Source organism: Nonomuraea solani (assembly GCF_900108335.1).
GTDB lineage: Bacteria > Actinomycetota > Actinomycetes > Streptosporangiales > Streptosporangiaceae > Nonomuraea > Nonomuraea solani.
Window position 1 is genome coordinate 48965 of record NZ_FNVT01000038.1, and the last position, 12245, is coordinate 61209.

Consider the following 12245-nt stretch of genomic DNA (forward strand, 5'->3'; position numbering starts at 1 on the left):
AAGGAGAGAACAGATGGCCGTCCTGGACATTCCCCTGGAACAGATGACCGCCGAAGAGCTTCTCATCGAAATGGCCCGGTCGCAGACCTCGCAAGCGCACAGGGCCGTGCTCCGCGAGCGGCTGGTGGAGACCCACGCCTGGATGGCCAACTCCCTCGCGCGCCGGTACCGCAACCGGGGCGAACCCATGGAAGATCTCCTGCAGGCCGCCTACGTCGGTATGGTCAAGGCCATCAACAGGTTCGACGCCGGCCTCGGACACGACTTTCGCCGCTATGCGGCCGTCACCATGGCGGGCGAGGTCAAACGGCATTTCCGGGACCGCGCGTGGGCTATCCGGGTTCCCCGCGTCCACCAGGAACGCCGCTCACAGCTGACCAAACTGTCCGACGACCTCAGCCAGGCCCTGGGCCGCTCACCGGCCGTCGCCGAGCTGGCGGCCCACATGGGCCTGTCGCAGGAGGACATCCTGCTGACGATGGACGCCTCGACCGCCTACAGCACCCTGTCGCTGGACGCCCCCATCGACAACACCGACAGCGCCTCCGTCAGCCTGGCCGACGTCCTGCCCTGCACCGACGAAGCACTGGACACCATCATCGGTACGCAGTCCGTCAAGCCTCTCATCGACGCCCTGCCCACGCGCGAGAGGCACATCCTGCTGCTGCGCTTCCACGGCAACCACACCCAGGCAGAAATCGCCGCCGAGCTCGGACTCTCCCAGATGCACATCTCCCGGATCCTGCGCAACGTCCTCAGCCAACTACGAAAAGCCCTGACCGACTGACCGCATCTGGAGGCTGTGATGACGGTGAAGAGCGGGGTCGCCATCGTCTACGGCGAGCATGGCCCAGATCGGCGCCCCGATGCGGGAAGAGCACGTCACCGATCGAGCCAAAGCAATGTGCGCCAGGCAGCTTCGTACCCGGCACGCCCTCCGTTGCGATGACCGACGCTCAATTCCTTGGCCGCAGCCAGATGGGTGTTGGTGATCGGCAGTGGCGATGAGCCTTACTGACTTCGCCCGTATCCGCACGGCAGCGACGGGCGTTGACTGAGAAGTGTCCGGCCGCCGGCCCGAGGCGGTGAGTCGCGATGGATGCTCGGGCGCCTGGCTGCTCGCAGCACACTCGGCCAAGGCGCCTTCGGGTCTTTGGGGGATGTCGTGGCCACCGTCCAGGCCGGCACCGGCACCAACTCGTCCTCGCCCGCAGCCACTGCCGACGACCCGCGCGCTGGCCCAATGCCAGTGGCCCTTCCCAGCCTGAAATCACTGGCCAGGCAAGCCATACCCCGCCTGCTGGAGGCGGTCGTCATCCCGCTCGCCCTGTTCTACACCGCGCTGGCCGCCTTCGGCCTGAACGGCGCACTGGCCACAGTGCTCGCGTGGGCCTACGGCAGCCTGGCCTGGCGGCGGCTCCTCGGTCGGCCCCTGTCCGCGAGCATGATCCTGGCCACGATCGCGATCACCATCCGCGTCGCCCTGACAGCCTGGAGCGGCAACACCATCATCTACTTCCTGCAACCCGAACTGGGCACCATCTGCTTCAGCATGGTGTTCCTGGCCTCGGTACGGCTACACCGCCCACTGGTTGGCAAGCTGATCGGCGAGTACGTCCGGCTACCTCAGGCGGTCATGGCACATGAGCACATCCGCCGCTGCTTCGTCCAGCTCACCCTGCTGTGGGCGTTGGTCCTCCTGGCGAACGCCACCTTGAGCATCTGGCTGCTGCTGTCCGCGACCCTCGGAACCTACCTGCTCATCCGCCCCATCACCGTCGCGCTCATCAGCGTGCTCGCCTTCACCTGCTCGGTAACGCTCTTCCTGCGGGCGCTACGTCATCTCGGCCTCCAGACCAGAACCGACCACACCCATTAACACGGTCATAGCGCATGTGCACGTGCAAGCGGGAGTGGCTGTCGAGATGGTCGAGGCGAACCTCATCGCCCAGGAAGATACACGCCGACGAATCCACGGGGTGCCCTTCGTTTGGGGCTGCCTCGTGGGCGGAAGGATTGCGGCCGTGGGACGGCGCTCCAGCGTTCGCTACCCCACGGCCGGGGGAACGGGTCGGTGCTCAGTCGAGCATGAGCTGGTGGCCGTCTCTGCGCAGTGCGCTCAGTGCTTCGTCGCAGTGCTCAGGGCCCCTCGTCTCCAACTGGAGCAGGACCTCCACCTCGTCCACGCGCAGGCTTGATCCGAACCGTTCGTGCACGATGTCCAGCACGTTTACCCGAAGGGCGGCGAGATCGGCAAGCAACTTCGCCAGCACTCCGGGACGGTCCGGGAGCAGTACCCGGACGGCCAGGTAGCGTCCCGCGGCGGCCAGGCCGTGACGGAGCACCCGCGCCAGCAGCATGGGATCGATGTTGCCGCCGGACAGCACCGTGACCACCGGGGGTTCAAAGGCCTGCGGATGGGCCAGGAGCGCGGCCACGCCCACGGCTCCGGCCGGTTCGACGACCTGTTTGGCGCGTTCAAGGCACAAGACGAGTGCCTGGGAGATCTCCTCCTCGGTCACCGTGATCACCTTGTCGACGAGATGGCGGATCAACTCGAAAGGCAGCTCGCCCGGACATCCGACCGCGATGCCGTCGGCCATCGTCGAGGCCGGCTCGACCAGCACCGGATGTCCTGCCGACAGCGAGTCTGGGTAGGCCGCAGCCCGGTCGGCCTGCACACCGACGATCTTGACGCCGGGCCGCAAGGATTTGGCTGCCAGGGCGAGCCCGGCCGCCAGGCCTCCCCCGCCGATGGGAACAACGATCGTCGCAGTGTCCGGGAGCTGTTCGAGGATCTCCAGCCCGATCGTGCCCTGCCCGGCGACCACGTCCGGATGGTCGAACGGATGGATGATCACCGCTCCGGTCTGCTCCGCATGCTCCCTTGCCCGGGTCAGGGCCTCATCTAGGGTACGGCCGGCGAAGATGACCTCCGCGTCATAGCCCAGGGTCGCCTCCACCTTCGGCAATGCCGCCCCCTCGGGCATGAAGACCGTCGCCTTGGTCCCGAGGAGTCGTGCACTCAGCGCCACCCCTTGGGCGTGGTTGCCGGCGCTGGCCGCCACCACACCCCTGGCCCGTTGCCCGTCGCTGAGCCGGGCGATCCTGACGTAGGCCCCGCGCACCTTGAACGACCCGGCCCGTTGCAGGTTCTCGCACTTGAGGTGCACCGGTCCGCCGATCGCTTCGGAAAGCACCCGCGAGGCCAGCACCGGTGTGTGGACCGCCACATCGGCGAGAAGTTCTCGCGCGGCGACGACAGCGTCATAGGTCACCTGCGGGGAGCTCATTCCAGAAAGTCTCCCACCAAGGTCCGCCCGGTGTGCGTTGTGATCGGCCAGGGCGAATCACCGTCCGCGTCGGCCTGGCGCCGTGGACCGGCAGTGCGGTCATGTACGTCCCGCAGCCCGGGCCAGGCACGGTCCGCGTGAGTCTGATGTTCCTCATCCCTGTACGACTGCGACAAGCTGATCCTCGACCACCTGACGGGGTGCGCCACCGGCGGATCCAGCGATGCTTCGTCCGAGCCCGCCCTGCTGTAGGTGCGCTTCCGCTCCCGGCTGCTCCCGGGTCCCTCACACGAAGTCGCCAAATCCCTTTGACCTGGCCATTCGAGCCTCTTTTCAGCGCCCTGATTTCTAATTTCCACTGGATGCAACCCTCTCCGCTTTTATGCCGAGAGCGGAATTCGATGATTTGTTCGAGATTTTCTTGCTATTTCTTTTTACAGGGAGTTTAATAGGCAATATAACCCGAGAAAGAAAAAAGGGAGGCTCATATGAGCTTCGTACAGATTCTGGAATTCAACACCAAGCGGGCCGGCGACGTCGAGACGCTCATGAACGAGTGGCGTACACAGACGAAGAGCACCCGCACCGTGAAGCGCGAGGTCGTGGCGAAGCACCACACTCGCCCCGACCACTACGTGGCGATCGTCGAGTTCGCCTCGTTCGAGGAAGCACAGCGCAGCAGCAAACTGCCGGAAACCGACCAGTTCAACGCGCATATGGCCAAGCTGTGTGACGGCCCGATCGAGTTCTCCGACTACGACGTGATCCGCGACAAGAGCTAATCCCCTAGCTCTGCGGCGAGAAAACTCAGCCTGTGCTGTGGCGTGCGAGAAGATTCTCGCGTCATGGTGCGGGCTCTTTTGGTTTGTACGCCGGACGACCGAATGGCGAGGCCGGCGACGTGGCGCCGCACCGAATCAAGAAGGCCGGGCGTGGGGAACTTCCAAGGCAGCCTCGGCCTCTGCCGGCCGCGGGTTGGGGTAGGGGTCGCGGTCTTCGTCCAGGACGTCGGCGGCCGTGCGAATGATGAGCGGATCGGGCACACCGACCACCTCGCGGTTCTTGTTGTCGTAGTCGAATTGGATTAGTACGTGGCGAATGGCTTCGATGCGGGCGCGCTTCTTGTCATTGCTCTTGACGACCGTCCAGGGTGCGCGGTCGGTGTCGGTATGCTCGAACATGTCCTCTTTGGCGTCGGTGTACTCGTCCCACCTCTGGCGGGAGGCCAGATCCATCGGAGACAGCTTCCAGCGCCGTACCGGATCGACGGTGCGGATGATGAAGCGGGTGAGCTGCTCGCTGCGGGACACCGAGAACCAGAACTTGATCAGATGGATGCCGTCCTCGACCAGCATCTGTTCGAGCATCGGCGCCTGCCGCAGGAACTGCAGGTATTCCGGTGCGGTGCAGAACTCCATCACCCGCTCGACGCCGGCCCGGTTGTACCAGGAGCGGTCGAAGAAGACCATCTCGCCGGCCGCGGGTAGATGGGCGATGTAGCGCTGGAAGTACCACTGGGCGCTCTCCCGCTCACCGGGCTTGCCCAGGGCCACGACAGCAGCACCGCGAGGATTGAGATGCTCGCGGAAGCGCTTGATCGTGCCGCCCTTGCCCGCCGCATCGCGCCCCTCGAAGAGGATCACTAACCTGGCTCCGGTTTCCTTGATCCAATACTGCAGCTTCACCAACTCGATCTGGAGCAATCGCTTGGTACGGTCGTACTCCTGCCGATCCATCTTGCTCGTGTACGGGTAGTGCTCCCGCCAGGTTTCAACTGGGCGGCCATGACGGTCCACCAGAATCGGGTCGTCATCGTCGTCGTCGACCACTCGGAGGTAGGGAAGATCGTTGATGAGCTCACTGGAGGCCACCATCGTTTCTCCGCGCCGGCCAGTGGTCAGGAGGCGGTTTCGGAGGGCGTCGCCTGTGTCGTTGCTCGCGTTGTCCACGTCGCGTGCCCTACCCCGAGTTCTCCGCCCGATACGCGGACGACTCGGGCTCCACGCCCGGCGATCAGCTCATCTGCGATCGGCTGGACCAACCTCGCCGCCGCCACCGACCACTACCGCAGCGTCAAGGTCAAGTGGGAGCGGCTTCAATCGTGCTGGGTGGTCTCCGTCACGAGGGACGTCGCGGATGATGTGGCGCCGATGTCTGTAAGGCCGTATTGAGCGACTTCCAGGGACTTGTCTTTGTCGGTTGGCTTGTGTGATTCCTCGCCATTTGTCACGATCATCCAGTTGAACACGACATAAGGGGAGGCGGGATCCGCTTTTATGGATCCGATCAACACCCATACCGTGATCCGTTTTTCGGCACGCGTCAGTTCGAGCAACTTGCTGGGCTGCTTGATGCGCATGTTGTATTTGATGAACTGGGTGTTCTTCTGCCAGCCTTTGAGCACCCAGGAAGGAGGCCTCTCTCGTCCGCTGTCGGCACTGGACGTGACATATGAGGGTTTTGAGGGCGCGTCGACTCCCAGTCTGTCTTTGCGGGCGACGATGAGTTGCGCCTTGGCCTCCACTATGTCGTATTGTCGGTCTTTGGGCAGCATTACTATTTTCTCTATGGCCGTGACGGCGCCCGGACTCAGCGGACTTCCTGGGGGCACGTGATTTATGCCTGTGGCGAGAAGTTCCAATTTCCGCAAGTCGGCGAATCTGTAAAGGTGTTGATCGCCGAGTCTTCTCAGGTCCTTGGCCCAGTGCATGACGGTGCGCGCTTGCGGAGTGTATTCTTGGATGGCTCCCCATATCCAATACACCACGCCCACAGCGTAAATTTCGCTGGTGCCGTCGTTTCTGATGCTGATGGTCAGGGGCAGATAGACCGAATCGCCATTTGGATGTGCCACCGGCTTGTCGAGGCGTGTGCTGAAATTTATTTTCGTCGGGCTCATGTGAGGCAGGTACATTTGAGTGTATGCGAAGTTGCCGGCCGCCAGCACCGCGGTCGCGGTGACGCCGGCCGCGAATCTCCGTGGGTGCAGCAGGCCGTGCCAGGCGCCCTGACGATAGAGTTTCCAGAGCGCCCAGCCACTCCACACGAGAAGGGCAAACCATGCCCCTAGGGAAAGGGTGATGTCGCGGCCCTGATACTGCAGGATGAGCATCAAGGCGTTCGCGATGAACACGAGAGCATAGCCGAACATCGCCAGGGCGCCTGAGTATTCGAGCCGCCGCGTGCCTTGGTAGTTGTACGCGGCCAACGCTGCGATAAACATGACCAAGGCGACCACGACGAGCGCCACTCCGGTCACCCGCCCCGTGAAGGACATCGCGCCGCTGAGGTCCGCCGCCCCGATCCAGCCGAACAGGCCCACGTTCACCAGCAGGCCGAGGCCCATGACGATGGCAAGGACTTTGCGCCGTCTCCCGGCATTCGCCAGATCAGCTTTCTGCGGTGCTACGTGCTCCACACCGATCCCCCCTCGGCGAATTGAGGCCGAGGTGTGCCCGGCCTGCTGGTCGGTACTCTCCTCCCCCTGCCCTCCCACCTCCTGGAATGCTCGGGCTCGCGGCAAATCTGGATCAAGCGTGATCTACTGGAGTTGGTGGCAGACGCGGCCACCACCCGCTCCCCGAGCCCTTGGGTCGCCTCACAGGTCAGGCCTTCAGCGATCTTTGCACGGCGGCGTCCACCAGCTCGTGAATCTCCTGCTCGGTGAAGATGTCAGGCAGCGTCAGCCGCTCCACGATGAGCCAGTTCAGAGTGAGATAGAGGAGCACCACCGAGGTCGAGTCGCCGGGCAGGCCCGACGTGGCGTGGTAGCCGATGTTGGCGTCGATGTCCTCGCGGATGCGCTTGGTCAGCACCGCGCGCAGCTCAGGGCGCCGGGTGGACTCCAGCCGGAGCTCGAGCAGGGCCAGGTATCCGGAGTTGAAGGCGGAGACCCGATCCACCAGTTCGTGCATGAGCTCGGCGTAGCGGGTCGCGTCCTGCACGCCCTCCCGGCCGCGGGCGATCGTGGCCTCGTCGGGCAGCAACCGCTCGTAGATGCGTCCGCCTACCTGGGTGAACAGGTCATCGCGGTTGGCGAAGTAGTTGGAGGCCGTGCCCGGGGGCACAGCCGCCTCGGTATCGACGGCCCGGAAGGTCAGCCCTCGCGCTCCCTCCCTGGCCAGCACCTCGATGGCCGCGTCGATCAGGGCCTGCCGCCGCTCGGGATTAGTCCGCACTTGACACCACTCCGTTTGTAGTACTACGTTTTGACCACTCCAAACAGAGTACTACATCGGGAGTTGATCGACATGCGAAGGCTCGTCTACTACATCGCCGCCTCCCTCGACGGCTACATCGCGGGCCCCAACGCCGAGTTCGACTTCTACCCCGTGTCGGACCAGATGGCCGCCTGGATCAATGAGCGTTACCCCGAGACGCTCCCCACCCACATCCGCAAGCTCGTCGGCCTCCAGGACGCGCCCAACAAGGTCTTCGACACCCTGGTGATGGGCCGCGGCACCTACGAGCCGGCCCTGGACGTCCCCACCACCAGCCCTTACGCCCACCTGCGCCAGTACGTCGTCTCCAGCACGCTGACGATCGACGACCCCACGGTGCGGGTGGAGGCCGGCGACCCGATCGAGCTCATCCGGCGGCTGAAGGCCGAGGACACCGGCATGGACATCTACCTCTGCGGCGGCGGCAGGCTCGCCGCCGCCCTGCTCCCGGAGATCGACGAGATCATCCTCAAGAGCTACCCCGTGGTGGCGGGCGCGGGCATCCCCGTGTTCTCCGGACAATTTCGCCCCACCCTGTTCACCCCCACCCAGCGCAGGTCCTTCGACAACGGCACCCAGGTCACCTGGCTCACCAGGGCCTAACACCCAAGGAGGAAGCATGCATATCAAACTCCCCGCCACGATCACCCAGGCCAGGACCGAGCACCAGGCCCGATCGCCGCTCCGGCACGATCAGCCGGCGCGCGACCTCAAGCCCACGGGCCGGACCAACCTCTCCCGCCGCCCCACCGCCGCCCCCCGCCGCAGCGGGTACTGAGCCCCTGCCGGAAGACATGGCGGTGGACGTCGTCGACGCCATCGCGCTCCCGTCGGCAGCCAGCGCCTTACGGCCCCACCAACTTCCCCTGTGGTAGCCAGGAACGCGACTGCTCCGCCTGCCGTAGTCCAGGTCCCTCCTCAGGCATGACGACCATGGCAGGCCCGCCACGAAACGCTGTCGGGCATGGACGTGAAAACGAGTTTCGCCGGCTGGGTCGGCGATCGTGCTCTGGCTCTGGAAACCCTGGACTTCCGGTTCCCTATAGACGATCTCGAACCGCTGCGCGATATCGTCGGCGGCGCGCGGGTCGTGGCGCTTGGTGAGAGCTCCCACCACATCCGGGAGTTCTATCAGGTACGCCACCGCATCCTGAGGTTCCTGGTCGAACGGTGCGGTTTCGAGGTGTACGCCTTGGAGGCCCCGTTCACCCAGGGGCAGGTCCTGGACGGCTGGGTTCGCGGCGGCCCCGGCACCGTGGAGCAGGTCGCAGCGGACGGCATCGCCCTGTCGCTGGGCCAGTGCCGGGAAATGCACGAGACGCTGACCTGGATGAGAGAGCGGAACCACACCATCGCAGAGCCGCCGCTGCGGTGCCTGGGCACTGACCTGCCCGGGGCCGCGGCATCGCCTCTGCCCGCGCTGGAGGAGGTGGCCGGCTACGTGCGCCGGGCCGCCCCACAGGCGCTTCCGGTGCTGGAGCAGGCGGTCAGCGTGACACAGCGCTTCGACGACCCGGTGACCTTCATGGCGCTCAGCCGCTACCAGAGCCTCGATCCTGGCGAGCAGGACCTGCTCACCAGCGCGCTGAGCCGGCTGATGGGGCACCTGCAGCGCCTGACTCTCGTCCAGCGCGCCCACGGCCACGGGGCCGAGCACGACACGGCCATGTGGCATCTGCGCGGCGCCTGGTACCTCGACCAGCTCCATCGCGCCAACGCCCAGGAGGGCTTCGCGTCCGCCTCGACGTTTCGTGACGTCTACATGGCCGAATCCGTGCTGCGCCTCTTGGAGGGCGGTACGTGCGTGGTGCTGGCGGCGCACAACTGGCACATCCAGCGCACACCGGCGGCCGACGGCCAGGGCGACCCGCTCCTGCCGGTCGGCGCCCACCTCGCTGCCGCCCTGGGAGACGACTACCGGGCCATCGGTGTCACGTCGAGCCTGGGCCGGACCACCACGCTGGGGGAACCGACCCCGGAGCGGCCCCAGGGCGCCTGGTACGACGCGTCGCTTCCACCGCCCGCCGAGGGCAGCGTCGAGGCGGCGTTTCCCACCGACCGGCTTTGGACGCTCGCCGATCTGCGCGCGGCCCGTCCGCACATCAACGACGCGGCGTCCTTCCAGCACTCGCGCATGGCCGACTATTTCCTGGACATGCCGGTGTTCGAGGCGTTCGACGCCATCGCGCACGTGTCGCGGACCACCGGCACCGATTACGTGGTGAAACGCGCCGGGAGCTGAGGTCGTGCGCGCAGCGTCCGGGTCTGGGCTGAGGCAGTGCGATCGGCGAGCGACGGCAGGCCCGGGAAGTCCATCTGAACCGACTGGGCGCACTCCAGCTCAGAAGTCCGGCGCTGCCCGGTCGCGGGAGAGATCTCCCGCGAACCGGCCCGATGCCAGCGCGTCCGCTCACTCCAGACGGCCTCGTGAGGCGGGCGACCGCCGATCACATGCCGGTCGAGGACGAGTGCCCGCCGGTCTTCGTGACCTTCTGTTCGATCCAGGGCCGCTTCTCAGAGATGCAGCGCTCGCCGGTGCCGGGGACGACGAGGCAGAACTTGCCCTGACGCCAAGCGGTGTAGGACGACTTTCCAGCTCCGCCGGAGGTTTCCGTGGACTGGAGACCCTTGTAGTTCCACCCGGCTGCGAGGCTGTCCGCCCATGCCTTCGATGACGCGGACGTGATCTTCTTACCGTTGTAGCACCAGGTCACCTTCTGGTGGAACTTGAACATGGTCGACCCGAAGTTGTTCTTCGCGGTTTTGGTGGTCGTGTACGCACGGCACTTGATGGCCGGGACACCCGTGCCCGTCGTACCCACCGTGGTCGTTTCCTTGGCGGAAATGCTGTCCACTTCGGAGCTGGTGACGGCCACCTCCGCGGGGATCTCGTCCGCGGCGGCCGCGGGCACCCCCAGCAGCGCGCCGGCGCCGATCGTGATGGCGGAGAGGATGCTGAGCCGTTTTGCTCCACGCATGAATTAGCCCCTATCTAGTGGGTTTCTGAGATGAGAGAAACCTAGGGATGCGCGGTATGACGGAGGTATATCGCAGGTATGGATATTTCTCCTGGGCTTCAGGAATGCCGCGATCGATGCCCGCCGCACAACCGGTCGGAGTTTCGAGAACGTTGGCCGCGGTGATCGAGTTCGGTGTGAAGGCCGGCGCGAGTCAACGGTGGCGAACGATCGTCGGCGCACGAGAGCATCGTTACGCTGCTAGATCCGGTGACGAAGGGGAGCGCTTCGCATGGATCTGGAGATCAGGTTCCTTGGTCCGTGGGAGATCACGGCGGGTGATCGCGTGGTCAGGCTGGCCGGGCGGCGGCGGATCGGGGTGCTGGCCAGGCTCGCCCTGGAGGCGGGTCAGCCCGTACGCGCCGAGCGCATCATCGAGGAGGTGTGGGCCGACAGCACGGCGGCGACCGCGGCCAAACAACTGCACATCGTGATCTCCAAGCTGCGGGAGACGCTCGGCGGCGAGGACGTCATCGAGACCGTGCCCGGCGCCTACCGGCTCACCCTCGACCGCGACCGCGTCGACGCGCACCTGTTCACCCAGCTGGCCGCGCGGGCGCGCGCCGCCCACGCGAAGGGCCAGAGCGCGGCCGCCGACGCGCTGTTCGGTCAGGCGCTCGGGCTGTGGCGCGGCCCGGCGCTGACCGAGGTCGACGCGCCCTGGGCCCGGATCGAGGCCGACCGGCTGGAGAGCGAGCGGCTCACCGTGCTGGAAGAGCACGCCGATCTGCGGCTGGCCGCCGGCGACCACCACGCCCTGGCCGCCGACCTGGCCGCGCACGTCACGGCACACCCGCTGCGCGAACGGCCCGCCGCCCAGCTCATGCTCGCCCTGCACCGCGCCGCGCGCTCCTCGGAGGCGCTGGCCGTCTACCAGAGCACCCGCCGCTTCCTGGTGCGGGAGCTGGGCACCGAACCCAGCACCGAGCTGCGCCGCCTGCACCAGGCCATCCTCGTGCACGACCCGGTGCTCGACCTCGGCGCCCCGGCGCGCCAGGCCGCCCCGGCCGAGCCGATCACCCCCGCCGAGCTGCCCGCCGGCACGCAGGCCTTCACCGCCCGGGCCGCCGAGATCGAACGGCTGCGCGCCGCGCTCCTGTCCGCCGACGCCGCCACGATCACCGTCATCGACGGCCCCGGCGGGGTCGGCAAGTCGGCGCTGGCCGTGCACGTCGCGCACACCCTGACCGGCCGGTTCACCGACGGCGTCGTCTATGTCAACCTGCACGGCGCCACCGCCGGGCTGGCCCCGCTGACGCCCATCGAGGCGCTGCGCCACCTGCTGCGCTCGCTCGGCCTGGACGGCACCGCCGTGCCCGCCAACCCCGATGAGGCCGCGGCCCGCTACCGCTCGCTCACCGCGACGGGCAACCTGCTGGTCATCCTGGACAACGCCCGCGACGCCCGGCAGGTGCGCCCGCTCATCCCGGGCGGGGCCGGCTGCCGGGTCCTGATCACCGGCCGCGCCCCGCTCGCGGTCCTGGACAACGCCCACCACCTGCACCTGGGCGCGCTCGGCGAGGCGGACGCGGGCGCGCTGCTCACCCGCGTCGTCGGCGAGGAGCGGGTGCGGGCGGAGCCGGAGGCGGCGGCCCGGATCGTCCGGCTGTGCGGCGGCATCCCGCTGGCGCTGCGGATCGCGGGCGCCCGGCTGGCGGCCCGCCCCGGCCTGGCGCTCTCCGACCTGGCCGGCCGGCTCGCCGACGCCACCCGCC

The 12245-nt window shown here is 66.7% G+C and carries 12 protein-coding genes; 7 read left to right on the top strand and 5 right to left on the bottom strand.

Going from position 1 to position 12245, the window contains the following annotated elements; translation table 11 throughout:
• The first annotated feature begins 13 nt into the window (after positions 1-13).
• Positions 14-787 carry a SigB/SigF/SigG family RNA polymerase sigma factor gene (locus C4V41_RS57450; RefSeq protein WP_103964503.1) on the top strand — a complete coding sequence of 258 codons (774 nt, stop codon included), beginning with the start codon at positions 14-16 and terminating at the stop codon, positions 785-787.
• A 456-nt stretch (positions 788-1243) separates the two neighbouring features.
• Positions 1244-1879: a VC0807 family protein gene (locus C4V41_RS57455; RefSeq protein WP_235031040.1), complete on the top strand. Its 636-nt coding sequence runs from the start codon at positions 1244-1246 to the stop codon at positions 1877-1879.
• Positions 1880-2078: 199 nt separating this feature from the next.
• On the opposite strand, the gene ilvA is transcribed toward C4V41_RS57455, so the two are convergent.
• Positions 2079-3215 (bottom strand): threonine ammonia-lyase, encoded by a 1137-nt coding sequence (ilvA, locus tag C4V41_RS57460; protein ID WP_235031041.1) that lies wholly within the window; start codon positions 3213-3215, stop codon positions 2079-2081.
• A gap of 566 nt (positions 3216-3781) precedes the next feature.
• On the opposite strand from ilvA, the gene C4V41_RS57465 reads away from it, so the two are divergent.
• The gene (locus C4V41_RS57465) at positions 3782-4075 is read left to right on the top strand and encodes a hypothetical protein (protein ID WP_103964506.1); all 294 of its coding nucleotides are present in this window, start codon (positions 3782-3784) and stop codon (positions 4073-4075) included.
• Between the two features lie 135 nt (positions 4076-4210).
• Here the strand turns inward: C4V41_RS57465 and ppk2 are convergent, their stop codons facing one another.
• The 3 genes from ppk2 to C4V41_RS57480 all read right to left on the bottom strand — a co-directional run bounded on the left by ppk2 (position 4211) and on the right by C4V41_RS57480 (position 7471).
• Entirely contained in the window at positions 4211-5242 is a 1032-nt protein-coding gene (ppk2, locus tag C4V41_RS57470; protein ID WP_235031042.1) for a polyphosphate kinase 2, read from the bottom strand.
• Between the two features lie 146 nt (positions 5243-5388).
• Positions 5389-6711, bottom strand: a complete 1323-nt coding sequence (locus C4V41_RS57475; RefSeq protein ID WP_146104226.1) for a hypothetical protein — start codon at positions 6709-6711, stop codon at positions 5389-5391.
• Between the two features lie 187 nt (positions 6712-6898).
• A complete protein-coding gene (locus C4V41_RS57480; protein ID WP_103964509.1) occupies positions 6899-7471 on the bottom strand; it encodes a TetR/AcrR family transcriptional regulator in 573 nt (190 codons plus the stop codon).
• 72 nt (positions 7472-7543) lie between these two features.
• Here C4V41_RS57480 and C4V41_RS57485 point away from each other — a divergent pair, with 72 nt between their 5' ends.
• The 3 genes from C4V41_RS57485 to C4V41_RS57490 all read left to right on the top strand — a co-directional run bounded on the left by C4V41_RS57485 (position 7544) and on the right by C4V41_RS57490 (position 9755).
• Entirely contained in the window at positions 7544-8116 is a 573-nt protein-coding gene (locus C4V41_RS57485) for a dihydrofolate reductase family protein (RefSeq protein WP_103964510.1), read from the top strand.
• Between the two features lie 16 nt (positions 8117-8132).
• Positions 8133-8291 (top strand): hypothetical protein, encoded by a 159-nt coding sequence (locus C4V41_RS63720; RefSeq protein ID WP_200824985.1) that lies wholly within the window; start codon positions 8133-8135, stop codon positions 8289-8291.
• A gap of 186 nt (positions 8292-8477) precedes the next feature.
• On the top strand, positions 8478-9755 hold the full coding sequence (locus tag C4V41_RS57490) for an erythromycin esterase family protein (RefSeq protein ID WP_103964511.1): 1278 nt from the start codon (positions 8478-8480) through the stop codon (positions 9753-9755).
• 205 nt (positions 9756-9960) lie between these two features.
• On the opposite strand, the gene C4V41_RS57495 is transcribed toward C4V41_RS57490, so the two are convergent.
• Complete coding sequence (locus C4V41_RS57495) at positions 9961-10491, bottom strand: hypothetical protein (RefSeq protein WP_103964512.1); 531 nt, start codon at positions 10489-10491, stop codon at positions 9961-9963.
• 271 nt (positions 10492-10762) lie between these two features.
• On the opposite strand from C4V41_RS57495, the gene C4V41_RS57500 reads away from it, so the two are divergent.
• Positions 10763-12245, top strand: a 1483-nt coding sequence (locus C4V41_RS57500) for an AfsR/SARP family transcriptional regulator (RefSeq protein ID WP_160150766.1), incomplete at its 3' end; no start/stop codon positions are given.